The organism is Isoptericola halotolerans, from assembly GCF_013149785.1.
Lineage (GTDB): Bacteria > Actinomycetota > Actinomycetes > Actinomycetales > Cellulomonadaceae > Isoptericola > Isoptericola halotolerans.
Map to the genome: position 1 here is coordinate 870,686 of NZ_JABEZU010000001.1, position 24,000 is coordinate 894,685.

Sequence of the window (24,000 nt, forward strand, 5' to 3'; positions counted from 1 at the left end):
GCATGACCTCTGTGCTCGCCGGACCACCGTCGATGCTCTCCGTGCCGGCCGGGACGATCGACCTGCGCGACGCGCGGACGGGCTCGGTCCGTGAGGTCGGGCTGCAACCGTTCTCGATCGGGGCGACACCGGTCACGCGACGACAGTGGGAGCTCGTCGGACCATCGTCCGCGCGCGAGCGCCCGACCGTCCCCGTGCGTCCCGTCTCCTGGTTCGACGCCGTGTCCTGGTGCAACGCCGCCTCGACGACGGCGGGCCTCCGGACGGCCTACACGATCGAGGGCCGGGCGGTCACCTGGGACACCACCGCCGACGGGTTCCGTCTGCCCACCGAGGCCGAGTGGGAGCATGCGGCCCGCGCCGGCAGCACCGCCCCGACCTACGGTCCGCTCGCGGCGGTCGCCTGGACGGCTCTCGACGAGGTCGACGGCGTGCAGCCGGTCGCGCGCAAGGAACCGAACGCGTTCGGGGTCTACGACATGCTCGGCAACGTCTGGGAGTGGTGCTGGGACTACGCCGACCCGGCACGGTACGCGGACTACCGGGTGCTCCGGGGCGGCGGCTGGGCGGACCGGCACTGGAGCGTCCGCGCCTCGGTGCGCCGGGGGAGCCTGCCCGAGGCACGGCTCGAGGACGTGGGGTTCCGTGTGGCGCGTGGGGCCGTCGGGCAGGTCGGTTCCGCGCAGGGGTGGTCCGCGCGACGCGACCGGGAGCGCGCGGACGTCCGTGGTCCGGTGCCGTTCGGCTGGACGCCGCTGCGGGAGCTGCTCGAGGACGGTGCTCGGTGATCAGCGCCTGGGACGCCGACGACGTCCGTGCCGCCGAGGCGCCGCTGCTGGAGGCCGGTGAGCCGCTCATGGACCGCGCCGCCTTCGCGCTCGCGCGGCAGGTGCTCGCGGACCTGCGGGCCCGACGGCGGCACCTGCGGGGCGCTCGCGTCGTGCTGCTGGTGGGGGCCGGCAACAACGGTGGCGACGCGCTGTTCGCCGGCGCGGTGCTGGCGCGCCGGGGGGTCGCCGTGACGGCGGTGCTCGTCTCCGACCGGGCGCACGACGGCGGGCTCACCACCCTGCGGCGTGCCGGCGGGCGGGTGGTGGACCTGGCGGGCGAGGGACCCGAGCGGGTCGGTGCTGTCGCCGCCCAGGCCGCCCGGGCCGACGTCGTCGTCGACGGGGTGCTCGGCATCGGTGCCCGCGGGGCGCTGCGTGGCCGGGCCGCCGAGCTGGTCGATGCCCTCGCCGAGGCCCTGGCGCGCGGCGACGGACCCGCGGACGGACCCGGACGCCCCTGGGTCGTGGCCGTCGACCTGCCCTCCGGCATCGGGGCCGACGACGGCACGCTGCCCGGCCCGGTCCTGCCCGCCGACCGCACGGTCACCTTCGGGGCGGTCAAGCCTGGTCTGCTGCTCCCGCCGGCCGCCTCCCGCTGCGGTGAGGTCACCGCGGTGGACATCGGGCTGGCCCTCGACGGCCCGCCGGCGCTGCGCCGGCTCGAGGCCGCCGACGTCGGCCGCGCGTGGCCGGTGCCAGGCCCCGCCGACCACAAGTACACCCGTGGCGTGGTCGGCGTGGTCGCCGGCACGGCCGCCTACCCGGGCGCCGCCGTCCTCACCACGTCGGGCGCGGTCCGTGCCGGCGCGGGGATGGTCCGCTACCGGGGGCCGGGCGCTGTCGGGCAGGCCGTGGTGGCGGCACGGCCCGAGGTGGTGGTGGGCCCCGGTCGCGTGCAGTCCTGGGTGGTCGGACCCGGGATCCCCAGCGGCCCCGACCAGCCGCCCGACGCCGACGACGGCCAGCACGAGCGCGGCGGTGCCGCCCTGGCCGCCGCCCGCGGCGAGCTGGCGGGCGTGCGTGAGCCCGCCCCCGCCGTCGTCGACGCCGGTGGCCTGGCCCTGCTCGGTGACCGCTGCCCCCCGTGGTTCGTCCTGACCCCGCACGCCGGCGAGCTGACGACGCTCCTGCGGTCGCGGGGTGAGGACGTCCGGCGCCACGAGGTCGAGGCGGCGCCGCTGCGGTGGGCACGCCGGGCACAGGAGCTCACCGGCGCGACCGTGCTGCTCAAGGGCGGCGTGACCGTCGTCGTCGGGCCGCGCGGCGCCTTCTCGCAGGCCGACGCGCCGGGCTGGCTGGCCACCGCGGGCGCCGGTGACGTGCTGGCCGGGCTGCTGGGCGCGATGCTCGCGGCGCGCTCTGCCGAGGTGGTCGAGCAGCCGACGCTCGCGGCCGAGGTCGCCGCCGCTGCCGCCCTGGTGCACGGCCGGGCGGCGCGCCGCGCGAACCCCGGGGGGCCGGTGGCCGCGCTCGACGTGGCCGAGGCGGTCCCGGCCACCGTGGCGGAGCTCGTCGGACGGTGACGGTGTTCGCGCGCTTCGCGCCGCACCGGCACGGGACGCCGGTCCCGGTGACGGTGCGGCCCGCCACGGTCGCGGACCTGTCGGCGATCGGGACGATCCAGGAGGCTGCGGGCCAGACGCGGCTTCTCGACGGTATCCGCGCGGCGGTGCTCGACAGCGGCCGGCTCGTGGTCGTCGCCGAGGTCGGTGCAGGCGGGGCCCACGGGCCGGCCGTGGTCGGCTGGGGCAAGACGCACCAGCACCCGCGGCCCGACGGCGTCGCACCGGCCGGGCACTACCTCGGCGGGGTGACGGTGGACCCGGCGTGGCGGCGACGCGGGATCGCGACGGCGCTCACCGCGGCACGCATGGCCTGGGTCGCCGACCGTGCCGACCGGGTCCACTACGTCGTCAACGCCGCCAACGCCGCCTCGGTCGCCCTGCACGAGCGCTGGGGCTTCCACGAGGTCGCACGGGCCGCGGCGTTCCACGGCGTCACGTTCGCCGGCGGCGACGGACTGCTGATGGCCGCGGACGTCGGCCCGCCGGGAACCCGCCGTCGGACCGGCCGGTGACTACCGTGGCAGGTGGGCCTCGATCGCCTCGATGATCTCCGGGTCGTCGGGGACGGTCTTGGGGGAGTAGCGGCGCACCTCGCCGCCGGGCAGCACGAGAAACTTCTCGAAGTTCCAGCGGATCTTGCCGTCGTGCCCGCCGGCGTCCGGCGTCTTCGTCAGCTCCTGGTAGAGCGGGTGGGCGTTGCGGCCGTTGACCTTGACCTTCGAGACCACGGGGAAGGTGACCCCGTAGGTGGTGGAGCAGAACTCGGCGATCTTCTCGTCGCTGGACAGCTCCTGCAGGAACTGGTTGCTGGGGAAGCCCACCACGGTGAACCCCCGGTCCGCGTACTTGCGCTGCAGGGCCTCCAGCGTGTCGTACTGCGGGGTCAGGCCGCAGCGCGAGGCGACGTTGACCACCAGCACCACGTCGTCGCGGTGCTCGGCGAGGGTCGCGGAGGTGCCGTCCATACGGTCGAAGGGGATGTCGTAGAGGCTCATGCGTCCATCTTGGCCCGACGACGACGCTGCCACCAGGCCCCGAGGCCCGCGACGACGACCAGGGTGACCAGCAGCCCGACCCACCCGATGCCCTCGGCGGCCCCCGCGAGCCAGCGCTGCACGGACGCGGCGGCGCCGACCACGGGGTCCTCACCGGCCCGGCCCGCCAGCACCCGCAGCTCCCAGAACCCGTACCAGGCCACGTACAGCCCGGCGATCAGCAGGATCGCCCCGCCGACCCGCGCGAGGACCGGGCCGGCGCTGCGGGCCCGCCCCACGACGCCGGCCCCGGCGGTCGCGACGACGACGGCGGCCGTCCCGACGAGCAGCGCCATCCCGGCCGCGTACGTGGCGAACAGGGCGACACCCTGCCCGACGGACCCGGCGCGGAAGGCCGTGACCACGACGGCGAGGAACGGTGCGATCGTGCACGTCAGGGACGCCAGCGCGTACGAGGCGCCGAAGCCGACCACGGACCACCAACGGTCCGTCAGGGGCCTGCCGCTGCCGGTGCGCAGCAGCCGCAGCCCGGGCAGCTCGCGGCCGGCGACCACCCAGATGCCCGCCGCGGCGAGCACGACCCCCAGGACCAGGGTGAACGCGGGCAGCCAGCGCTGCACGGAGCTGGCCACGGGAGCGACGACCAGGCCGAACACGCCGAACACCGCCACGAAGCCGAGCGTGAGGGCCGCCGTGGAGCGCAGCGCGCGGCCGACGGCGGAGGCCCGGCCGTCGTCGGGTCGCACCAGTGTGGCGAGGTAGGCGGGCAGCAGGGCGAAGCCGCAGGGGTTGACCGCCGCCACCAGCCCGGCGCCGAGCGCGAGCGCGAACGCGCCGTCGCCGAGCACCGGCTCAGCCCGCGAGGTCGGCGACGGCGGCCTCGAGCTCGGGCTCGGTGAGCACGCCCTCGGCGACGATCTCGCCGTCGGCGTCCAGCACCACGAACGTCGACTGCTGGGTCATCCCGAAGTGCTGCCAGACGTCCCCGGCGTCGTCGACGAGGTGCGTGATCCCGGCGATGTCCTCCTCGGCCATGCCGCTGATGGCCGAGGCGTCGTCGAGCCCGCCGACCCCGACCACCGCGACGTCGTCGCCGTACTCCTCGGCGAGGCCGGTGACGGCCGGGATCTGCATGATGCAGGTGGGGCACCACGGGGCCCAGAACCACAGCACGGCCGGCGCCCCCGCGAGGGACGAACCCTCGAAGGTCCCGCCGTCCAGGGTGGTGGCGGAGAAGTCGTAGACAGGGCTCGTCCCCATCTCGTCGCTCATGTCGTCCGCCATGTCGTCGGCCTCGTCGTTCATGTCGTCCGCCATGTCGTCGGCCTCGTCGTTCATGGCGTCGTCCGAGGCGGCCATGTCGTCCGTCGCCGCCGTCTCCTCGGTCGCGTCGGAGCCGGGTGAGGCCTCCGGCTCGGCGGCGCACCCGGCCAGCGTGAGGGTGGCGGCCGTGGCCAGGGCAAGGGCTGTGCGGTGCAGTCGGCGGTCCATGCGACCAGTCTGACCGCCCCCGGTCGCCGCGGGGAGCCCCGGACGCCTTACGAGGTCGTGACGCCGCGCGACAATGGGGCCATGCCGTCCCCGCGCAAGCATGTGCCGCCGCTGCCCGTGCGGGACGGTCTCAACCCCACCCGGCTGGTCCTGCCGCACGACCCGGGCTCGGTGGCGCGGTACGCCACCGCTGTGGCGTACCTGCTCGACCGGTTCCCCGACGACACCGACCGGCTGCGCGAGAAGATCGCGGCCGAGGAGGTCGTCACCGGCGAGGGCACCCCGGTGACCGCGGCCACGCCCTACGCGCCGCGCGGGTTCCTCTACCTGTACCGCGACCCGCCGGCCGCCGAGCCCGGGGTCCCGGCGCTCGCGGACGTCGAGGTGCTGCACCGCGACGACGACCTGCTCGTCGTGGACAAGCCCCACCTCGTGGCGACGACGCCGCGCGGCCGCTGGGTCACGCAGACGGTGCTGACGCACCTGCGCGTCACCCTCGACCTGCCCGACCTGGTGCCCGCGCACCGCCTGGACCGACCCACGGCAGGCGTCCTGGTCCTCACGGTGCGCCCGCAGGTGCGCGGCGCCTACCAGACGGTCTTCCAGGAACGCCGGGCGCGCAAGACCTACGAGGCGGTCGCGGCCCTGCCCGACGACGACGCGCCGCCGTTCCCGCGGACCGTGAGCTCGCGCATCGTCAAGCGTCGCGGCGTCGTGCGGGCCGAGGAGGTTCCGGGCGAGCCCAACGCGGAGTCCTCGATCGAGCTGGTCGGCAGCGACGAGGAGCGAGGTCTCGGGCTCTACCGGCTCGCGCCGCGCACCGGCAAGACGCACCAGCTCCGCCTGCACATGGCCTCGCTCGGACTGCCGATCCTGCACGACCCCTTCTGGCCGGAGCTGCGGGCCGACGGCGACGACGGCGTGGACGACGCCGGCCCGCCGCTGCAGCTCCTGGCACGCTCGCTGGAGTTCGACGACCCGCTGACCGGCGCACCCCGTCGCTTCACGTCGCGTCGGACCCTGGCCGAGTGGCCGGGCTGCGAGGAGGACGGCTCGCAGGGGCCGAGGTGAGAGAATCGCTGACCGTGAGCCTCCCCGCCCTCGACGACGGCACCCCGGCCCAGGCGGTCGTCGACCTCGACGCGATCAGCGACAACGTGCGCGCACTGCGCGGCCACGCGCCGTCGTCGGACCTCATGGCCGTCGTCAAGGCCGACGGGTACGGGCACGGCATGCTCCCGGTCGCCCGGGCGGCGCTCGCGGGCGGTGCCCGCTGGCTGGGGGTGGCGACGGCCGCGGAGGCGCTGGCCCTGCGCGCCGGGCTCGGCGCCACCGACGCGCGTCTGCTGGTGTGGCTGCTCACCCCCGGCGCGCCGTTCGCGGACCTGCTGCGGGCCGACGTCGACGTGACCGCCGGGGCGCCGTGGGCGCTCGACGAGATCGCCGTCGGTGCCCGCGCGGCCGGCCAGGTCGCCCGGGTGCACCTCAAGGTGGACACCGGGCTGTCCCGCGGCGGGGTGGCGATGCGGGACCTGCCGGACGTGGTCCGTCGGGCGGCGGCGCTGGAGGCCTCGGGCGAGCTGCGGGTCGTCGGCGTGTTCTCGCACCTGGCCTGCGCCGACGAGCCGGGTCACCCCTCGATCGCCCGCCAGGCCGCAGCGTTCGCCGACGCGCTCGACGCGGTCGCCTCGGCCGGGCTGCGGCCCGAGGTGCGCCACCTGGCGAACTCGGCCGCGACACTGACCCTGCCGGGCCTGCACCACGACGTGGTCCGCACCGGGATCTCGGTCTACGGGTTCTCCCCGGGGCCGCTGCTCGGTGCACCGAGCGACCACGGGCTGCGCCCGGCCATGACGCTGCGGGCCCGGCTCGCGGGCGTCAAGCAGGTCGACGCCGGGGAGGGCGTCTCCTACGGTCACCTGTACACCACGTCGCAGGACACCCGGCTCGGGCTCGTGCCCGTGGGCTACGGCGACGGGGTGCCCCGACAGGCCTCCGGCGGCTCGGCCGGTCCGGGCGGACCGTTCGCCGTCGGGTCCGGCGCCGACCGGCGCGTGCTGCGCGTGGCCGGGCGCGTGTGCATGGACCAGCTCGTCCTCGACCTGGGACCCGGAGCGAGGGAACGGGCCGGGGACGTCGTCACGCTGTTCGGCGCGTCCGACGGTGTGGCGCACGGTGCCGAGGTCCCGAACGCCCAGGACTGGGCCGAGGCGGTCGGCACCATCAGCTATGAGATCGTCACCCGCCTCGGTGCGCGGGTGCCGCGTACCTACCTGTCACGAGGAGTGGTGGAGCCGTGAGCGACGACGTCGTGCGGACCGAGACCGACCTGCCGGACGCCGCGTCCACCCGGGCGCTGGGCGCGGCGCTCGCCGGGGTGCTGCGCGCAGGGGACCTGGTGATCCTCACCGGCGACCTCGGCGCGGGCAAGACGACCCTGACCCAAGGGCTCGGCGCGGCGCTGGGGGTGCGCGGCCAGGTCGCCTCCCCGACGTTCATCGTGGCCCGTGAGCACCCGCCGCTGCCCCGGGAGGACGGCACTCGCGGCCCGGCCCTGGTGCACGTGGACGCCTACCGGCTCGGGGACCTGTCCGAGCTGGACGCGCTCGACCTCGACTCGTCGCTGGACGAGTCGGTGACCGTCGTCGAGTGGGGCCGTGGTCTGGCGGAGGCGCTCACGGACGAGCGCCTCGAGATCGACCTGGAGCGCCCGCGCGGCGGGGTGGGCGACGACACCGACGCCGAGCTCGACGCCGGCGCAGGTACCCGGCGCGCCGTGCTGCGCGGTGTGGGCGCCCGGTGGGCGGACGTCGACCTCGCGGCGCTGCTGCCCTGACGGTCGCGGCGCTCGCGCCGACGTCGGCGGGACGTCCGGCGCCGTAGGCTGGGCCCGTGGCAGTTCTCGCTCTCGACACCTCTGCAGCCGTGGCCGTCGCCCTCGTGGACGACGACGGAGGTCGCCTCGCGGCACGCGCCTCCGCCGAGCGCCGCCGGCACGCGGAGTCGCTCGCTCCTCTGATCGCCGAGGTCCTGGCCGAGGCCGGTGTGGACCGCACCGACCTCACCGCCGTGGTGGGTGGCACCGGCCCTGCTCCCTTCACCGGGCTGCGGGTGGGCCTGGTCACCGCACGCACGCTGGCGCTGAGCCTCGGCATCGACCTGCTCGGAGTGCCGAGCATCGACGCGCTGGCCGTCCAGGCGGTCGCCGACCTGGGTCTGCAGCCCGGGGACGAGGTCCTCGCCGTGACCGACGCGCGGCGCAAGGAGGTCTACTGGGCGCGGTACCGCGTGGTGGCGCACGAGGGGCCGCACGGGGTGCCCGTCGTCGAGACCCTGGCCGGCCCTGACGTCCAGAAGGCGGCCGACGTCGCTGCGGCCGGGCTCGACCCGCCGGCCGAGCCCGGCGGCAGGCTCGCCGTCGTCGGCGAGGGTGCGGCGCTCTACCCGGACGACCTGAGCCTCGACGAGGACGCGCCGCTGGTGCCCGACGCGACCGTGCTGGCGCGCGTCGCCCTGGCCCGGCGCGACGCAGGTGCACCGTTGCCGGCCGAGCCGCTGTACCTGCGCCGCCCCGACGTGCAGGAGCCGGCCGGGACCAAGCGCTCGCTCCCGTCCACCGGGGGGACGGCATGACCGAGAACCCGATCGAGGTACGGCTCCGCCCGCTCGCCAGCGAGGACTTCGATCGCGTGCTGGAGCTGGAGCACGAGCTGTTCGGCCCGGGTGCGTGGACCTACGGGATGCTCGCCGACGAGCTGGCCGGCCTCGGCCGCTGGTACGTCGTGGCCGAGCCGGCCGACGCCGCCGAGCGCTACGGCGTCGGGCGCAAGCCGGTGATCGGCTACGCGGGGCTGTGGTTCGACGGCGAGGTCGCGCAGGTGATGACTCTCGGCACGGCGCAGCGCTACCAGGGCCGGGGGGTCGGCCGACGCCTGCTGCAGGCGCTCGTGGACCGCTCGCGGGCCCTGCGCGCCCGGGCGCTCTTCCTCGAGGTCGCGGTGGACAACACGCAGGCACTCGCCCTGTACGAGCAGTTCGGGTTCGAGCGGCTCGGGGTGCGCAAGCGCTACTACCAGCCCGAGGACAAGGACGCCTACACGATGCGGATGGAGCTCGCGGCACCGGAGGCCGGCTCGACGGCCCCGGGGGACGCGGCGTGACCGGCCTGTCCGGGTCGGCCCGGGACGAGGTGCTCGTCGACGTCGCGACCCTGGCGGCGGACCTGCAGCTCGGTGGGCTGCAGGACCCGCTCGGCGGGGCACCCGTCCTGCTGGACGTGCGCTGGGAGCTCGGCCGCAGCGACGGCCGCGAGCAGTACGAGGCGGGCCACCTGCCGGGAGCCGTGTTCGTCGACCTGGAGACCGAGCTGGCCGCACCGCCGTCGGCCGCCGAGGGGCGGCACCCGCTGCCGTCGGCGGGCGCGTTCCAGGAAGCGGCGCGACGCTGGGGCGTCCGGACGGGCTCGCGGGTCGTGGTCTACGACGCCGTGGGGGGCATGTCGGCGGCGCGGGCCTGGTGGTTGCTGCGGTGGTTCGGCGTGGCGAGCGTCCAGCTCCTCGACGGCGGGCTCGCGGCCTGGCAGCGTGCGGGCCACCCGCTCGAGGCAGGGTCGGTCGAGAGCGAGCCGGGCGACGTCGTCGCGCGGCCGGGCGGGATGCCGGTGCTGGACGCCGAGGGGGCTGCAGCGCTCGCGGGGGACGGTGTGCTCCTCGATGCGCGGGCGGCGGAGCGCTTTCGCGGCGAGGTGGAGCCGGTCGACCCGCAGGCGGGTCACGTCCCGGGTGCCGTGTCGGCGCCCACGGCCGGCAACCTGGCCGACGACGGCACGTTCCGGCCGGCGGCCGAGCTGTCGGAGCGCTTCGCGGGCCTGGGCGCCACCGACCAGGTGCCCGTGGGCGTGTACTGCGGCTCGGGGGTCACCGCGGCCCACGAGGTCGCGGCGCTGGCGACCGTCGGGGTCACGGCGGCGCTGTACCCCGGGTCGTGGTCCCAGTGGTCGAACGACCCGGCCCGCCCGGTGGCCACCGCCTGACGAAGGTTGTGGGCGCGATTTCTGGCCCGTCTTGTCCCGCGAAACGGGATGAAACCGGCCAGAAATCGCGCCCACAACGCTTGGGGCAGCGTCGCCTGGGTTCAGAGGGCCTGGGACACCTGGTCGAAGGACAGGCGCGGGTTGCGCGGGTACGGCGAGCCCTCGCCCTCGGCGACGCCGACGTTGACGACCATCAGGGACTTCCAGCCGGACTCGGCGAAGAACTCGCCGTCGACGCCGTCGAGGTCCATCCCGTCCATCGGCCCGGTGGCCAGGCCGACCGAGCGCAGCGCGACGACGAGGTAGCCCGCCTGCAGCAGCGCGTTCTTGCGGGCCATGGCCTCGCGCATCTCGGCGGCCGGAGCGAGCTGCTCACGGATACCGGGGTAGACGGGGAAGAGCTCGTCCAGGTGCTCGTGGAACGCCGGGTCGGCGGCCAGGACGAGCGAGACCGGTGCGGCCTCGACCTTCGGCCTGTTCCCCTCGGCCATGTGCGGCACGAGACGCTGCCTGGCCTCGGTGGAGCGCACGACCAGCACCCGCAGCGGGAGCGTGTTCATCGCCGTCGGGCCCAGCTTGGCGAGGTCCCAGGCGGCCTGGAGCCGAGCGTCGCTCACCTCGGCGTCGGCCCACTGGGAGGTGGTGCGGGCGTGGCGGAAGATCAGGTCTGCCGCGGTCTCGTCGATGGCGAGCGACGGTGCGGTCTCGAGAACGGTGTCGGTCATGTCCCGGGCAACAGGTCCATCCGTCCGGATGATTCCTGGTGCGGACGTGACGTGACGCACACCGTCACAGCTCGGTGAGCAGCTCGAAGTCGACGCCGTCGGCCCGCGCCAGGTAGAGCCGCTGCTCGGCATGGTTGCCGGTGAAGTGCACCGCGCCCCGCGGACCCTCGTAGACGAGCCCGTCCACCGCCCGGTCGGTGGCGGCGACGTCGGGGCTGCCGGCCCGTTGGACGATCGAGCGCAGCGCGAAGATGCCCTCGTAGCAGGCCTCGGCGGCGGCCCCCACGGCCGGTGCCCGCTGCCCGTGGTGGGCCGTGTACCGGCCGATGAGGTCGAGGGCCTCGCCGGTGGCCAGGCTGCGGAACCAGCCACCGGCCGAGAACAGGTCGTCGGTGGCGCCGACGCCGCTGCCGAGGAGCATGTTCTCCTCCATCAGGGTGCTCAGCCGCACCATCCGCTCGTGCAGGCCGCGTCGGGCGAAACCGCGGTTGAAGCGGACCCCGTTCTGCCCGACCATCAGCAGCAGCACGCCGTCGGCGCCGGCCGCCTCGACCGCGTCGAGGGTCGACGCGAGCTCGGCCGGGCTCGCACCGGCCGCAGGCAGGAACCGGGCGCCGGCGAACCGGGCGTCGAGCCCGGAGATCTGCTCGGCCAGCACCCGGAAGGTGCCGCGCGGCCAGGCGTAGTCGTCGCCCACCACGAACCAGCGGCGTACCCCCCGCGAGGCGCGCAGCCGGCGGATCGCCGGGAAGAGCTGTGCCGAGGGCACCTCGCCGGTCACGTAGAGGCCGGAGCGGGTCTCGGCGCCCTCGTAGGCCGCCGGGTAGACGTAGGGCACCCGCTGCTGGACGAGCGGGACGACGGCGTTGCGCACGGCGGAGGTGTGCCACCCCGTCAGGGCGTGCAGTCGCCGGGCGTCGAGGGCGGTCGCGAGCTGGCGCCGCAGAGCGGGCGTCGGCTGACCGGCGTCGAGCAGCTCGATGCGCAGGGGTCGGCCGAGGACGCCGCCGGTGGCGTTGATCTCCGCGACGGCGAGCTCCGTGACGGCCTGGCACGACGGGCCGTAGATCCCCCCGGGACCCTGGAAGTGCAGCAGGACGCCGACGACGAAGTCACTCATGCCGCCCCGTCCGCGCAGGGGACCCGCAGGCCCCGGCCTGTGTTGGCGGGTAGTCTAGCGAGCACCGAGAGGGAGAGATCAGCATGCGGACACCACGCGGGGCGGTCGACGCCCTCGACACCGACGTCGAGGCGACGATGGGGGCCGCCGTGCTGAGGGAGTCGGTCCTGGGGGCGCGCCGCGCGTCCCGCCGTGCGGCCGAGGTTCTGCGCCAGGAGGGTTTCACGCTCGACGAGTGGCTCGTGCTCGGCTCCCTCGAGGATGCCGACGGGCTGACCATGACGGAGCTGCGAGAGGTCACCGTCACGGACAAGGCGACGCTCGGGCGCCGCGTGGACTCCCTGGTCACGCGCGCCCTCGTGTTCCGCGAGGTCGACGGAATCGACCGACGTGTCATCCGGGTGTACCTCTCCACCCGCGGTCGGGAGGTCCTGTCACGCCTCACGGTGCTGCTGGCGCGATAGTCCGGCGGCGCACCGCTCGCACCGACCGGGCAGCGTGACGGCCGGGGCGTCCACGACGAACCCGGTGGCCGCACGGATGCCGTCGACCGCGCCGTGGAGGGCCGTGACGGGCAGCGCACCCACTGCTCCGCACCCCGAGCAGACGAGGTGCAGGTGCTCGTGCTCCGGGGCCACGGTGGCGAGGTGGTACACCGGGCCGCCGCCGGGAGCGAGCCGCCTGTCGACCACCGATCTCTCGACCAGGAGCTCCAGCGTCCGGTAGACGCTGGCGCGGTGCCCGTCGGCGCCCACCGCGGTCACGATCTGCTCGGCCGTCATCGGATCGTGACGGCCGGCGAGCACGTGGATCACCGCTCGCCGCGGGGTCGTCACCCGCAGGGAGGCGGCGCGCAGCCGGTCGGTCGCGCGACGTACCGCCTCGTCGGCGTCCACGTGGAGCTCCTCGTGGTCGACGGGTGTCGCGCCGGGAGACCTCGTCATCGCGCCATCGTCGCACGCGTCCCGGTACCGCCCGGTGCTCGCCGGCGCGGGGACGTCGGACCGAAACCTGCTCGAAACGGTCGGCCGCCATACTTGCTGCGACAAGGTCGCAACAGCCGAGGAGACGACGTGCCACCAGCGACGACGACGGCGGGCCCGGCGCCGGCGGAAGGGCTGCGTTCCGCTCGACGTCGCTCCGCTGCCTGGACCGCCGGCCTCGCGGTCGCGCTGGTCCTCACCGCCGTGGTGTGCGTGGCCGTCGGCCCGGTGACGATCGCTCCCTGGACCGTCCTGACCATCGTCCAGCAAGCGCTGCTCGGCGACCCGGGCGGTGCCGGGGCGAGCGCCGCGGAGCAGACCATCGTCCTGGACGTGCGGGTGCCACGGGTCCTGCTCGGGGCGGCCGTCGGGGCGGCGCTCGCGGTGTGCGGGGCAGCGTTGCAGGCCATGGTCCGCAACCCGCTGGCGGACCCGTACGTGCTCGGGATCTCCGGGGGCGCCTCCACCGGCGCCGCCGCAGCCATCCTGTTCGGTGCGGGCGCGGCGCTCGGGCAGCAGGCACTGCCCACCAGCGCGTTCCTCGGTGCTCTGGCCGCCGGTGTGCTCGTGCTGACCGTGGCACGCACGGCCGGGCGGGTCACCTCGGTGCGGCTGCTGCTCTCCGGTGTCGCCGTCGGCTACGCCCTGTCCGCGCTGACGAGCTTTCTCGTCTTCGCCTCCGGGTCGGCCGAGGGCGCGCGGTCGGTGATGTTCTGGCTGCTGGGCTCGTTGTCGTTGGCGCGCTGGGACGCGACGCTGGTGGCGGCCGTCGCCGTGACGGTGGTCGGGGTGGCGGTGCTCACCGCCGGCGCGCGGACCCTCGACGTCCTGGGGGCGGGGGACGCGACGATGCACGCCCTGGGCTACTCGCCGTCCCGGGCACGCGTCGCGCTGCTCGTGGTCGTCAGCCTGTGCACCGGGGTCGCCGTGGCCGCCGCCGGCAGCATCGGCTTCGTCGGCCTGGTCGTGCCGCACCTGGCGCGCCGCGCCGTCGGGGCGCTGCACGCCCGCATGCTGCCGGTCTGCGCGTTGCTCGGTGCCGTGCTCCTGCTGTGGGCCGACGTCCTGGCCCGCACGCTGATGGCCCCCCGCGAGCTGCCCATCGGCATCGTCACCGCCATGGTCGGCGCACCGTTCCTCCTGGTCCTCGTCCGCCGCGCACGGCTCGGGCGGGAGCCATGAGGTGCCGTCGGCCCCCGTCGTCCCGGGCGACGCCCGCCCCCCGCGAGAGGACCCCTTCGTGACCCACCCACCGACCCGGAGCCGGACGGCGCGTCTGCGCCCGACGGTGCCCGCCCTCCTGGCCGCCGTCGTGCTCGCCGGCTGCTCCGCGGCCGCCTCGACCACGGGGTCCTCGGGTGCCACCGACGACCCCGTCGGCCCGCGCACCGTGACCAACTGCGGGGTGGACGTCGCGCTCGACGAGGCTCCGGAGCGTGTGGTGCTGCTGGACCCCGCGCCGGTGACCGTCCTCGACGGCCTCGGAGTCCTGGACCGGGTGGTCGCTCGTGCGGGCGTGTTCGACCCGGCCTACTACGACGACGCCCTCCTGGCGCGCATCGAGGCGATCCCCGCGCTGACCGAGGAGGTCGACGCCACCGGGCACCTGATGATCTCGTCCGAGGTCGTCATCGCGCAGCAGCCCGACCTGGTGCTCGGCCTGCCCGAAGGGCTGACCCGGGACGGGATGGCTGACGCCGGCGCCGCGGTCCTGGTGTCCCCGGTGTTCTGCCCCGGGGGTGCCGGCGACGCGTCCTTCCAGACGCTGTACGACCAGGTGCGCGACCTCGGGACGGTCTTCGGCCGGGACGACGCCGCCGCGGAGCTCGTCGAGTCGCTGCAGGACCGGGTCGGCGCCGTCGAGCAGGTCGCGCCCGACGACGGACGCACGGCAGCGGTCCTCTACCCGTCGGTCGGCGGAGGCCCGTTGTACGCCTACGGCCGCGGGTCGATGGCCCAGCCACAGCTCGACGCCGCGGGCCTGGAGAACGTGTTCGCCGACACGGCCGACCGCGTCTTCGAGGTGGGTGTCGAGGAGCTGGTGGCGCGCGACCCCGACGTCCTCGTCGTGCTCTACCAGGGCGACGTGGAGGGGATCGTCGAGGAGGTGACCGCGCTGCCCGGCGCCGCGGCGATCACGGCGGTGCGCGACGACGAGATCCTCGTCCAGCCGTTCAACTTCACCGAGCCCTCCTCCCCGCTGACCGTGACCGGGTTGGAGGCCGTCGTGGAGCGCTTCGGGCGGGACGGGTCGTGATCGTCGCCGACGGCGTCTCGCACGCCTACGGCGACACCGCCGTCCTGGCGGACGTCGCCCTGCGGGCGGCCGACGGTGAGGTGCTGGGACTGGTCGGGCCGAACGGCAGCGGGAAGACGACGTTGCTGCGGGCGCTGCACCGCGCGCTCGTCCCGGACGCCGGGGCGGTCGCCGTCGACGGCGACGACGTGGACGCCCTGTCGGCCCGGTCGCTGGCACGCAGGGTGGCCGTCGTCGTGCAGTCCACCGACGTCGAGTCCCAGCTCACCGCCATGGACGAGGTGCTCCTGGGCCGCTCGCCCTTCCTGGCGCCCTTCCGGCGCGCCGGGACCGCCGACGAGGAGATCGCTGCCCGGTCGCTGGAGCGGGTGGGCGCCGCCCACCTCGCGGGGCGGGAGGTGGCGACGCTCTCCGGCGGCGAGCGGCAGCGTGTGCTCGTGGCGCGCGCGCTCGCGCAGGAGCCGCGCTATCTGCTCCTGGACGAGCCGACCAACCATCTCGACGTGCACTACCAGCACGAGGTGCTGCACCTGGTGCGCGACCTGGACGTCACCGTGGTGGTGGTGCTCCACGACCTGAACCTCGCGGCCCGGTACTGCGACCGGCTGGTGATGATCGAGCGGGGGCGGGTGCGCGCGGTCGGGACACCGCAGGACGTGCTGGTGCCCGACCTCGTGGAGCCCGTCTACGGGGTCCGTGCCCAGCGGGTCACCGCGCAGGACGGCTGCCCCCAGATGCTCTTCGCGCACCGGTCCGGCGACGGAGCGCCGTCGGCGCACCATGCCGACGTCACCGATGCCGACGTCACCGACAAAGTGCCCGCTCGATCGGGCTGAGGTGGGCGGCACCGCCCAGCCACCGCACGAGGCGTCCACCGCGTTCGAGCTCCAGGGTCGCCACGTGCTCGCCGGCCGGCTCCGGGGCGAGGGGCGGTGCCGCCTCGTCCTGCGGGTCCGTGCCGGTGGCGTGCAGGACGTTGAGCGTGTCGAGCACGCGGTGCGGACCCAGCACGCCGGGCACCGGGCGCCCGCCGTCGGCGACGACCTCCTCGACGAGGACGGGCCCGTCGTCGTCGGTCACCTCGCTGCGCAGGACGACGCGACCCCCGCGCTCACCGTCACGACCCAGGACGACCGTCTCGCGCAGGACCATCCGGGCGCCGGGTCCGAGGTGGGCGGACGTCGTGCGCTGCACGTCCGCGCCGGTCGAGACGACCAGCGGCATGCCGTACCAGTCCAGCCGGGCGTCCCGGCCGAGACGGACCTCGACGTCCCAGCGGCAGCCGGCGCCCTCGCCGTCGTAGGCGACGGTCCCGCCCACGTCCGTGACCCGCAGCGCGCACCCGTCGGCCACGTCGAGGCGGACGACGACGTGGTCGCCGCCGAGCAGCACCGCACCGGTGGCGACCAGGGCGACCTCCGCGTGGTCGGTGCTGCGTGACACGGTGCGCACCGCGAGCAGGCCGTCGGTGGCGTCGACCCGGACCGGAGCCCCGGGCGCGCTGCCCCGCACGACGCCGACGGCGGTGGTGACCCGGGTGTCAGCGGGCGACGGCGTCGTCGTGGTCATGGGCGTGGGCGTGGTCGCCGTCGGCGTGGCTGTGCAGCACGCCGACGCCGTCCTCGTCGGCGTGGAAGTGCGGGGCCATCGGCCCGGGGTCCTGGGCGACGTGGGCTCCGGACCGGTAGGAGGCGAGCACGTCGAGCAGCCAGCCGCGCAGGGCGGCCACGGAGTCCTCGTCGGTGCGCGACAGGGCGATCACGGCGCGCCCCTCCCGGGCCGCGGAGGCGTCGGCCACCATCTGCTCGACGTCGACGCCGACGTGCGGTGCCAGGTCGGTCTTGTTGACGACCAGCAGGTCCGCCCTGCCGATGCCGGGACCGCCCTTGCGGGCGACGTCACCGCCGCCGGCGACGTCGAGGACGAAGATCTGCGCGTCGACCAGCGCGGGGGAGAAGGTGGCCGTGAGGTTGTCGCCCCCCGACTCGATGATGACCACGTCCAGCGGTGCGAAGTCGGCGGCCAGGTCCTCGGCGGCGAGCAGGTTGGCGGTGACGTCGTCGCGGATCGCGGTGTGCGGGCAGGCCCCGGTCTCCACGGCGCGGATCCGCTCGGGCTCCAGCACGCCCGCGGACCGCAGGAACCGCGCGTCCTCGTCGGTGTAGATGTCGTTGGTGATGACCCCGATCTCCAGCTCGGCGGCCAGCGCGCGGCACACGGTGGCGATGAGGGACGACTTGCCGACGCCGACGGGGCCGGCAACACCGAGGCGCAACGGCCGCGCCGGGGTGGTGGGTGCGGTCTCGGGGAACGGGTTCTCAGGCACGGAACAACCTCTGGTTCGTCAGGGCGTGGGCCTCGGCCCAGCCTTCGGTCAGGGGGGCACCGGACGACGGGATGTCGTCCGGGGTGGTGCACGCCGCCACGCGGCCCACGTGGGCCTCGGCGGCGGCGCAGGCGTCGAGGACCCACCGTGCGGGCACGAGAGGGTCCAGGGGTTCGAGCTTCAGCAGCGCGGACGCCGCCGTCTGGGCGTCGTCGTACACCGTCAGCCGGACGACGTCGACGGCGTCGAGCCCGGCGGCGGCAGCGACGGCACCGAGGACGACGGCACGGGGCGGGCTGCTGCTCCGGGTCGCCCGGGCGGCGACGGCCGCGACCGCGGGGTGGGGCCCCCACAGCGAGCGGGCCACCCGCAGGTAGCCGCGGCCGAGGAGCCGGGAGGCGTCGCGCAGCGCACGCGACGGGGTCCGGGCGGCCCACGCGCGCTCGACGGTGGAGAGCGCGGCGTCGTGGTCGAGACCGTGCGGACCGCTCGTGAGCACGCGTGCGGCCACGACGGCGGTGCCCGCCTCGACGAGGCCGACCGTCGTGGCGCGCCCCACCATCCAGGCGGGCACGTCGGCCGCGGGCAGCCCGCCGAGCAGCGCGGGCTCGAGGCTCGCCGAGTGCGCGTGCCCGCCGCCCGGCAGGCGGGCGTCGGCCAGGAGCATCGCGACCGACGCCGGCGCCGGCCGGGCCGGTGGCGCTGAGGTGGGGTTCACGGCGGCCCTCAGAACATCGAGTAGAGCTGAGCGAGCGGCAGGCGGGCCGCAGGAGCGGGTTCGACGAGGTCCCCGTCGATGCGGATCTCGAACGTGTCGGGCCGGATGTCGATGCGCGGCAGCGCGTCGTTGTTGCGCATGGCCGACTTGCCGACCCCGCGCGTCGAGGCGATCGGCGCGAGGCGGCGCCGCAGCCCGAGGCGGTCGGCCAGCCCGTCGTCGATCGCGGCGGGCGCGACGAAGGCGAGCGAGGTGTCCGCCGCGAGCGCTTCGCCGAACGCGGGCCGCTGCAGCACGGGCTGCGGGGTGGGGATGGAGGCGTTGGGGTCGCCGAGCGCCGCCCAGGCGATGACGCCGCCCTTGATCACCAGCTCGGGCCGGAAGCCGAAGAACCTCGGGTCCCACAGCACGAGGTCGGCCAGCTTGCCGGGCTCGACGGAGCCGATCTCGGCGTCGACCCCGTGGGCGATCGCCGGGTTGATCGTGTACTTGGCCACGTAGCGGCGGGCCCGCTCGTTGTCGGCGGGCTCGCCGGCCCCGAGCGACCCTCGCCGGTGCTTCATCACGTGCGCCACCTGCCAGGTGCGGGTGATCACCTCCCCGATGCGCCCCATGGCCTGGGCGTCCGAGGACGTGATCGAGATGGCGCCCATGTCGTGCAGCACGTCCTCGGCGGCGATGGTCGACGCGCGGATGCGGGACTCGGCGAACGCCAGGTCCTCGGGCACCGCCGGGTTGAGGTGGTGGCAGACCATCAGCATGTCGAGGTGCTCGGCCACCGTGTTGACGGTGTGCGGCAGCGTGGGGTTCGTCGAGCCGGGGATCACGTGCTCCAGCGCCGCGATGGTGAGGATGTCGGGGGCGTGGCCGCCCCCGGCACCCTCGACGTGGTAGGCGTGGATGCCCCGGCCGTCGATCGCGTCGATGGTGGACTGCACGTACCCGGTCTCGTTGAGAGAGTCGGAGTGCAGCGCCACCTGCAGACCCCACTCCTCGGCCGCGGTGAGGGCTGCGTCGAGGGCGGCGGGAGTGGAGCCCCAGTCCTCGTGCACCTTGTAGCTGCCGGCCCCGGCGAGGGCCTGCTCGGCGAGGGCCTCGGCGCTGACGGTGTTGCCCTTGGCCAGCAGCAGCACGTTCAGCGGCAGGGGGTCGAGTGCCCGCAGGACCTGGCGCAGGTGCCAGGCGCCCGGCGTCACGGTGGTCGCCTTGGAACCCTCCGAGGGACCGGTGCCGCCACCGGCGACCGTCGTGATGCCGGTGGCGAGCGCCTCGTGCAACGCCGACGGGGACAGCAGGTGGACGTGCGGGTCGAAACCCCCGGCGGTGAGGATGCGCCCCTCGCCCGAGATGACGTCCGTGGACGGGCCGATCACCAGGTCGGGGTGCACGCCGTCGGCGACGTCCGGGTTTCCTGCGCGCCCCAGGGCGACGATCCGGCCGTCGCGCACGCCGACGTCGGCGCGGACCACGCCCCACCAGTCGAGGACGACGGCGTTGGTGATCACCGTGTCGAGCGCACCCTGGGCACGTGTCCGTGTCGACTGCGCCATCGACTCGCGGATGGTCTTGCCACCCCCGAACACGGCCTCCTCACCACCGACGGTGCGGTCCTCGGTGACCTCGATCCACAGGTCGGTGTCCCCGAGCCGGACCTGGTCGCCGACCGTCGGGCCGTAGAGGGCGGCGTAGCGCTCGCGGTCGACCCAGACCATCAGCGTGTCCCGGCGCCGGGGACGTCGAGCGTCCCGCCGTCGGTCTTGCCGCGCTGCAGGCCGGGGACCTGCCGGGTCCCGCGCAGCGCGACGGCGTCGACCTCGCGGCTGACACCGGGCTCGAACCGCTGGGAGGTGCCGGCAGGGACGTCGAGGCGGAAGCCGTGCGCGGCGGCGCGGTCCATGCGCAGCGCCGCGTTGGCGTCGGGCAGGTGGACGTGCGAGCCGACCTGCACCGGGCGGTCACCGGTGTTGGTGACGACCAGGCGCAGCCGTTCGGCGTCGCTGCGGTCGGCGTTGAGCTCGATCCGGCCGGGGGCGACGCGGATCGCGCCGGGGCCGGTGGTGCTGTGGGCGGACACGGGGAGCTCCTACGGGATCGGGTGGTGGAGGGTGACGAGCTTGCGGCCGTCGGGGAACGTGGCCTCGACCTGCACGTCGGTGAGCATCTCGGGCACGCCGTCCATGACCTGTGCACGGGTGAGCACGGTGCTGCCGTCCCGCATGAGGGTGGCGACGTCCGCGCCGTCGCGGGCGCGCTCGATCACCCAGCACGAGAGCAGGGCGATCGTCTCCGGATGGTTGAGTCGCACCCCGCGGCCGAGGCGGTCGCGGGCGACCATGCCGGCGACGGCGAGCAGCAGCTTCTCGGTGTCGGCGGGTGTCAGGTGCACGCGGACTCCTCCGGGTCGTGGGGACTCACAGCGCCATCGCCTCGCGGGCCTCGGCGACGGCCGTGGCGCCGCCCGGTGCGCGGTGCGTGATGCGGCCGGAGGTCATCACCAGGTACTCGGCGGCGTGCTGCACGGCATAGCCGATGTGCTGCTCGACGAGCAGGACGGACAGGTCGCCGTCGGACCTCAGCGCGGTGACGGCCGCGTAGATCTCCTGCACCACGTTGGGCTGGATGCCCTCGGTCGGTTCGTCGAGGACGAGCAGGCGCGGGCCGGTCACCAGGGCGCGGGCGATGGCGAGCTGTTGACGCTGGCCGCCGGAGAGCAGACCGGCCGGGCGCCCGAGCAGCGGACCGAGGGCGGGGAAGAGGTCGAGGGCCTCGGCGGTGCGACGTCGCCCCTCGGCACCGTAGGCGTCGGCCACGACCTGGAGGTTCTCCCTGGCGGTGAGCTGACCGAAGGACTGCTGCCCCTGGGGGACGTAGGCGACGCCTCGACGGACCCTGCGGTGCGGGGGCCAGCGCGTGACGTCGTCGTCGCCGAGCAGCACGGTGCCCGACCGGACCGGCAGCAGACCGAGGACGGCGCGCAGCAGCGTCGTCTTGCCGGCGCCGTTGTGTCCCAGCACGGCGGTCAGGGCGCCGTCGGGGACCGTGAGGTCGACGTCGTGGACCACGGCCGTGCGCCCGTAGCCGGTGCTGACCCCGGTGAGCTCGAGCATCAGGCCTCCTCGTCGTCCGTGTGGGTGGCGCCGAGGTAGACCTCGACGACGGCCGGGTCGTTCTGGACCTCGGCCACGGTGCCCTCGGCCAGCACCCGGCCCTGGTGCATGACGGTGACCGAGTCGGCGTAGGACCGGAGGAACTCCATGTCGTGCTCGACCACGACCACGACCCGCTGGGAGCCGATGCGGCGCAGCAGCTCCCCGGTGGCCTCGCGCTCCGCCTGCGTCATCCCGGCCACGGGCTCGTCGAGCAGCATCAGGTGGGCGTCCTGGACGAGCAGCATCCCGATCTCGAGCCACTGCTTCTGACCGTGGGCGAGCACCCCGGCGGTCGTGTCCCGCAGGGCGCCGAGGCCGACCAGCTCGAGCGCCTGCTCGACAGCCTCGGGGGTGCCGCGACGTCGGCGCAGCAGCGTCGAGGGGCCGCGCCGGGCGCCGGCGGCGATGTCGAGGTTCTGCAGCACGGTGAGCTCCTCGAAGACGCTCGCCGTCTGGAAGGTCCGTCCCACGCCGTCGCGGGCGATGCGGTGCGTGCCGCGGCCCAGCAGCTCGGTGCCGCCGAAGCGGGCCGATCCCGTCGCTCCCACCAGCCCGGTGATCGCGTCGATCAGCGTGGTCTTGCCGGCGCCGTTCGGGCCGATGAGGAACCGCAGGTCGCCCTGGGTGACCGTGAGGTCGACGTCGCGCACCGCGACGAACCCGCCGAACGTCACGCGCAGGCCGCGCACCTCGAGGTAGTCGTGGCGGAAGCGGGAGGTGTCGGTGCCGAGCAGCGCCTCGGCAGCCGGGCCCGTGGTGTCGGGCTCCGGCTCGATGGCGGCCGGCTCGGTGGTGGTGGGGAGGTCGGTCATGCGGGGCGCTCCTCGAGCTCGGGTGCGGGCGGTGACGCGGCGCTGTCCCTCCGCCGTCGTCGGCGGACGAGCGAGGCGAGCCCGCCGGGCAGGAAGGCGATGACGACGATGAACAGAGCGCCCTGGAAGTAGATCCAGCCGGAGGGGAACTGCTCCGAGATGGAGGTCTGGGCCCAGCTCACGGCGATGGAGCCGAGCACGGGCCCCAGCAGGGTCGCCCGCCCGCCGATCGCCACGCCGACGAGGAAGCCGATCGAGGGGACGACGCCGACGTCGGCGGGCGAGATGATGCCGACGATCGGCACGAACAGGGCACCGCCCACGGCCGCCATCACGGCGGCGACGACGTAGGCGACGGTCTTGACCGCGGCCGGGTTGTAGCCGAGGAACCGGACGCGGTCCTCGGCGTCGCGCACCGCCACGAGGAGCTCGCCGAAGCGCGAGACCATGAGCTGGCGTGCCACCAGCACCATGAGCAGCAGCACCCCGGCCGCGATGAGGTAGAGCATCCGCTGGTTGACGGGGTCGGTGAGGTCGTAGCCGAAGAACGCGCGGAACCCGTTGAGGCCGTTGGTCCCGCCGGTGGTCTGCTGCTGACCGATCAGCAGGATGGCGAACGCGGCGGCCAACGCCTGGGAGAGGATCGCGAAGTAGGCGCCGCGCACCCGGCGGGTGAACACCGCCCAGCCCAGCAGTCCCGCCAGCGCGGCAGGGACGAGCACGATGAGCAGCACCGTGGCAGCGGGGGAGCGCATCGGCTCCCACCACCAGGGCACCTCACCGGTGCCGTACAGGCTCATGAAGTCCGGCACCCCGCCGGGGCCGGCGTCGGCCAGCTTGAGGTGCATGGCCATGAGGTAGGCGCCCAGGCCGAAGTAGACCCCCTGGCCCAGGGTGAGCAGGCCGCCGCGACCCCACGCGAGACCGATACCGACGGCCACCATCGCCAGGCACAGGAACTTGGCGAGCAGGCTGAGCCGGAACGGGCTGAGCAGGACGGGTGCCACCGCGAAGAGCAGGACGGCTGCGAGCGCGAAGCCGGCCAGGGCCCGGGTGCGTCCCGGCGCCAGGAGGGTGTGCAGTCGGTCGGTCATGCCGGTCATACCAGGCTCCTCGTCCGCACGGTGACCAGCCCCTGGGGGCGCACCTGCAGGAAGGCGACGATCACGACGAAGACCAGCACCTTGGCGACCGACGCCGTCGTGGAGTACTCGAAGAAGGCTTGCATCAGCCCGAGCGCGGTCGCGGCGATCACCGTGCCCTTGATCTGCCCGATGCCTCCCGCCACGACCACCAGGAAGGCGTCGACGATGTAGCTGGTCCCCAGCGTCGGGCCGATCGAGCCGAGCAGGGTGAGGGCGACCCCGGCGATGCCGGCGAGACCGGAGCCGATGAAGAACGTCAGCCGGTCGGTGCCGCGCGAGGAGACGCCGGACGTCTCGGCCAGGTCGCGGTTCTGCACGACGGCGCGGATGCGCCGGCCGAGCGGTGTGGCCTTGAGCGCGATCGACAGCGTGGCGACGCAGACGATCGCGACGGTCAGGATGAACAGGCGCGTCTTGGGGAGCGTGACGTCGCCGATCGTGACCGCGCCGGAGAGCCACTCCGGCGCGGTCACGTCGACGTTCGGCGCACCGAAGACGTCCCGGGCGACCTGCTGCAGGACCAGGGCGACTCCCCAGGTGACCAGCAAGGTGTCCAACGGTCGGTGGTACATGCGATGGATGAGGGTCGCCTCGAGCAGGAGCCCGAGGAGGCCGCCGACCACGAAGCCGAGCGGCAGGGCGACCAGCAGGCTGATCCCCGCGCTCCCGATGACGCCCTGGACCACGAAGGCCGTGTAGGCGCCGGCCATCATGAACTCTCCGTGGGCCATGTTGATGACTCCCATCTGGCCGAACGTCAGCGCGAGGCCGAGTGCGGCGAGCAGGAGCACCGAGCCGAGGCTCAGTCCCGCGAAGAGCTGGGAGAGGAGGATGTCCATCGTCAGTGTCCGA

The 24,000-nt window shown here is 74.8% G+C and carries 29 protein-coding genes; 13 read left to right on the forward strand and 16 right to left on the reverse strand.

What is annotated here, in order from left to right; all coding sequences use genetic code 11:
- Window positions 1–2 precede the first annotated feature (2 nt).
- From HDG69_RS04170 to HDG69_RS04180, 3 genes are read left to right on the forward strand one after another with little or no spacing between them, the layout of a single operon-like run.
- Window positions 3–788, forward strand: a complete 786-nt coding sequence (locus HDG69_RS04170; protein ID WP_246255980.1) for a formylglycine-generating enzyme family protein — start codon at window positions 3–5, stop codon at window positions 786–788.
- On the forward strand, window positions 785–2,353 hold the full coding sequence (locus HDG69_RS04175; protein ID WP_171782476.1) for an NAD(P)H-hydrate epimerase: 1,569 nt from the start codon (window positions 785–787) through the stop codon (window positions 2,351–2,353). The genes HDG69_RS04170 and HDG69_RS04175 overlap by 4 nt, the downstream gene beginning before the upstream one ends.
- A complete protein-coding gene (locus HDG69_RS04180; protein WP_343036239.1) occupies window positions 2,350–2,907 on the forward strand; it encodes a GNAT family N-acetyltransferase in 558 nt (185 codons plus the stop codon). Before HDG69_RS04175 ends, HDG69_RS04180 begins: the two co-directional genes overlap by 4 nt.
- Here HDG69_RS04180 and HDG69_RS04185 read toward each other — a convergent pair whose 3' ends face one another.
- Genes HDG69_RS04185 through HDG69_RS04195 form a run of 3 tightly spaced genes read right to left on the reverse strand, consistent with a single transcriptional unit; the run spans window position 2,908 to window position 4,881 of the window.
- Window positions 2,908–3,390: a glutathione peroxidase gene (locus HDG69_RS04185; protein WP_171782477.1), complete on the reverse strand. Its 483-nt coding sequence runs from the start codon at window positions 3,388–3,390 to the stop codon at window positions 2,908–2,910. It lies immediately after the preceding gene.
- Window positions 3,387–4,238, reverse strand: a complete 852-nt coding sequence (locus HDG69_RS04190; protein ID WP_171782478.1) for a cytochrome c biogenesis protein CcdA — start codon at window positions 4,236–4,238, stop codon at window positions 3,387–3,389. Before HDG69_RS04190 ends, HDG69_RS04185 begins: the two co-directional genes overlap by 4 nt.
- Before the next feature lie 4 nt (window positions 4,239–4,242).
- Window positions 4,243–4,881 (reverse strand): TlpA family protein disulfide reductase, encoded by a 639-nt coding sequence (locus HDG69_RS04195; RefSeq protein ID WP_171782479.1) that lies wholly within the window; start codon window positions 4,879–4,881, stop codon window positions 4,243–4,245.
- Between the two features lie 81 nt (window positions 4,882–4,962).
- On the opposite strand from HDG69_RS04195, the gene HDG69_RS04200 reads away from it, so the two are divergent.
- Genes HDG69_RS04200 through HDG69_RS04225 form a run of 6 tightly spaced genes read left to right on the forward strand, consistent with a single transcriptional unit; the run spans window position 4,963 to window position 9,913 of the window.
- Window positions 4,963–5,952 (forward strand): pseudouridine synthase, encoded by a 990-nt coding sequence (locus HDG69_RS04200; RefSeq protein WP_171782480.1) that lies wholly within the window; start codon window positions 4,963–4,965, stop codon window positions 5,950–5,952.
- Window positions 5,953–5,966: 14 nt separating this feature from the next.
- The gene (alr, locus tag HDG69_RS04205; protein WP_343036240.1) at window positions 5,967–7,181 is read left to right on the forward strand and encodes an alanine racemase; all 1,215 of its coding nucleotides are present in this window, start codon (window positions 5,967–5,969) and stop codon (window positions 7,179–7,181) included.
- Window positions 7,178–7,717 (forward strand): tRNA (adenosine(37)-N6)-threonylcarbamoyltransferase complex ATPase subunit type 1 TsaE, encoded by a 540-nt coding sequence (gene tsaE, locus HDG69_RS04210; protein WP_171782482.1) that lies wholly within the window; start codon window positions 7,178–7,180, stop codon window positions 7,715–7,717. Before alr ends, tsaE begins: the two co-directional genes overlap by 4 nt.
- 56 nt (window positions 7,718–7,773) lie before the next feature.
- The gene (gene tsaB, locus HDG69_RS04215) at window positions 7,774–8,514 is read left to right on the forward strand and encodes a tRNA (adenosine(37)-N6)-threonylcarbamoyltransferase complex dimerization subunit type 1 TsaB (RefSeq protein ID WP_171782483.1); all 741 of its coding nucleotides are present in this window, start codon (window positions 7,774–7,776) and stop codon (window positions 8,512–8,514) included.
- Window positions 8,511–9,041, forward strand: a complete 531-nt coding sequence (gene rimI, locus HDG69_RS04220) for a ribosomal protein S18-alanine N-acetyltransferase (RefSeq protein WP_171782484.1) — start codon at window positions 8,511–8,513, stop codon at window positions 9,039–9,041. Before tsaB ends, rimI begins: the two co-directional genes overlap by 4 nt.
- Entirely contained in the window at window positions 9,038–9,913 is an 876-nt protein-coding gene (locus HDG69_RS04225) for a sulfurtransferase (protein WP_425484008.1), read from the forward strand. The genes rimI and HDG69_RS04225 overlap by 4 nt, the downstream gene beginning before the upstream one ends.
- 101 nt (window positions 9,914–10,014) lie before the next feature.
- Here the strand turns inward: HDG69_RS04225 and HDG69_RS04230 are convergent, their stop codons facing one another.
- Both HDG69_RS04230 and HDG69_RS04235 read right to left on the reverse strand, forming a co-directional pair.
- Window positions 10,015–10,638 (reverse strand): malonic semialdehyde reductase, encoded by a 624-nt coding sequence (locus tag HDG69_RS04230; protein WP_171782485.1) that lies wholly within the window; start codon window positions 10,636–10,638, stop codon window positions 10,015–10,017.
- Window positions 10,639–10,702: 64 nt separating this feature from the next.
- Window positions 10,703–11,758 (reverse strand): substrate-binding domain-containing protein, encoded by a 1,056-nt coding sequence (locus HDG69_RS04235; protein ID WP_171782486.1) that lies wholly within the window; start codon window positions 11,756–11,758, stop codon window positions 10,703–10,705.
- Between the two features lie 83 nt (window positions 11,759–11,841).
- Between HDG69_RS04235 and HDG69_RS04240 the strand changes: the two genes are divergently transcribed.
- Window positions 11,842–12,222, forward strand: coding sequence for a MarR family transcriptional regulator (locus HDG69_RS04240; protein WP_216645144.1), 381 nt, complete (start codon window positions 11,842–11,844; stop codon window positions 12,220–12,222).
- Here HDG69_RS04240 and HDG69_RS04245 read toward each other — a convergent pair.
- Window positions 12,193–12,702: a Fur family transcriptional regulator gene (locus HDG69_RS04245; RefSeq protein ID WP_171782487.1), complete on the reverse strand. Its 510-nt coding sequence runs from the start codon at window positions 12,700–12,702 to the stop codon at window positions 12,193–12,195. The genes HDG69_RS04240 and HDG69_RS04245 overlap by 30 nt on opposite strands.
- A gap of 129 nt (window positions 12,703–12,831) precedes the next feature.
- Between HDG69_RS04245 and HDG69_RS04250 the strand changes: the two genes are divergently transcribed.
- From HDG69_RS04250 to HDG69_RS04260, 3 genes are read left to right on the forward strand one after another with little or no spacing between them, the layout of a single operon-like run.
- Window positions 12,832–13,923: an iron chelate uptake ABC transporter family permease subunit gene (locus HDG69_RS04250; protein WP_171782488.1), complete on the forward strand. Its 1,092-nt coding sequence runs from the start codon at window positions 12,832–12,834 to the stop codon at window positions 13,921–13,923.
- Between the two features lie 58 nt (window positions 13,924–13,981).
- Window positions 13,982–14,998 carry an ABC transporter substrate-binding protein gene (locus HDG69_RS04255; RefSeq protein WP_343036241.1) on the forward strand — a complete coding sequence of 339 codons (1,017 nt, stop codon included), beginning with the start codon at window positions 13,982–13,984 and terminating at the stop codon, window positions 14,996–14,998.
- Window positions 14,995–15,834, forward strand: a complete 840-nt coding sequence (locus HDG69_RS04260) for an ATP-binding cassette domain-containing protein (RefSeq protein ID WP_171782489.1) — start codon at window positions 14,995–14,997, stop codon at window positions 15,832–15,834. Before HDG69_RS04255 ends, HDG69_RS04260 begins: the two co-directional genes overlap by 4 nt.
- Here HDG69_RS04260 and HDG69_RS04265 read toward each other — a convergent pair.
- The 10 genes from HDG69_RS04265 to urtB are packed head-to-tail and all read right to left on the reverse strand — an operon-like array spanning window position 15,803 to window position 23,987.
- The gene (locus HDG69_RS04265) at window positions 15,803–16,567 is read right to left on the reverse strand and encodes an urease accessory protein UreD (RefSeq protein ID WP_171782490.1); all 765 of its coding nucleotides are present in this window, start codon (window positions 16,565–16,567) and stop codon (window positions 15,803–15,805) included. The two genes, HDG69_RS04260 and HDG69_RS04265, sit on opposite strands and share 32 nt — an antisense overlap.
- On the reverse strand, window positions 16,539–17,324 hold the full coding sequence (ureG, locus tag HDG69_RS04270; protein WP_171782491.1) for an urease accessory protein UreG: 786 nt from the start codon (window positions 17,322–17,324) through the stop codon (window positions 16,539–16,541). Before ureG ends, HDG69_RS04265 begins: the two co-directional genes overlap by 29 nt.
- Window positions 17,317–18,042, reverse strand: a complete 726-nt coding sequence (locus tag HDG69_RS04275; RefSeq protein WP_343036242.1) for an urease accessory protein UreF — start codon at window positions 18,040–18,042, stop codon at window positions 17,317–17,319. The genes ureG and HDG69_RS04275 overlap by 8 nt, the downstream gene beginning before the upstream one ends.
- A gap of 8 nt (window positions 18,043–18,050) precedes the next feature.
- Window positions 18,051–19,754 carry an urease subunit alpha gene (locus HDG69_RS04280; protein ID WP_171782492.1) on the reverse strand — a complete coding sequence of 568 codons (1,704 nt, stop codon included), beginning with the start codon at window positions 19,752–19,754 and terminating at the stop codon, window positions 18,051–18,053.
- Window positions 19,754–20,116 (reverse strand): urease subunit beta, encoded by a 363-nt coding sequence (ureB, locus tag HDG69_RS04285; protein WP_171782493.1) that lies wholly within the window; start codon window positions 20,114–20,116, stop codon window positions 19,754–19,756. Before ureB ends, HDG69_RS04280 begins: the two co-directional genes overlap by 1 nt.
- A 9-nt stretch (window positions 20,117–20,125) precedes the next feature.
- The gene (locus HDG69_RS04290) at window positions 20,126–20,428 is read right to left on the reverse strand and encodes an urease subunit gamma (protein WP_171782494.1); all 303 of its coding nucleotides are present in this window, start codon (window positions 20,426–20,428) and stop codon (window positions 20,126–20,128) included.
- Between the two features lie 25 nt (window positions 20,429–20,453).
- Window positions 20,454–21,149 (reverse strand): ATP-binding cassette domain-containing protein, encoded by a 696-nt coding sequence (locus tag HDG69_RS04295; protein ID WP_171782495.1) that lies wholly within the window; start codon window positions 21,147–21,149, stop codon window positions 20,454–20,456.
- Window positions 21,149–22,003, reverse strand: a complete 855-nt coding sequence (gene urtD, locus HDG69_RS04300) for an urea ABC transporter ATP-binding protein UrtD (RefSeq protein ID WP_171782496.1) — start codon at window positions 22,001–22,003, stop codon at window positions 21,149–21,151. Before urtD ends, HDG69_RS04295 begins: the two co-directional genes overlap by 1 nt.
- Window positions 22,000–23,106, reverse strand: coding sequence for an urea ABC transporter permease subunit UrtC (gene urtC, locus HDG69_RS04305; protein ID WP_216645145.1), 1,107 nt, complete (start codon window positions 23,104–23,106; stop codon window positions 22,000–22,002). Before urtC ends, urtD begins: the two co-directional genes overlap by 4 nt.
- Window positions 23,103–23,987 carry an urea ABC transporter permease subunit UrtB gene (urtB, locus tag HDG69_RS04310; protein ID WP_171782497.1) on the reverse strand — a complete coding sequence of 295 codons (885 nt, stop codon included), beginning with the start codon at window positions 23,985–23,987 and terminating at the stop codon, window positions 23,103–23,105. Before urtB ends, urtC begins: the two co-directional genes overlap by 4 nt.
- Window positions 23,988–24,000 lie beyond the last annotated feature (13 nt).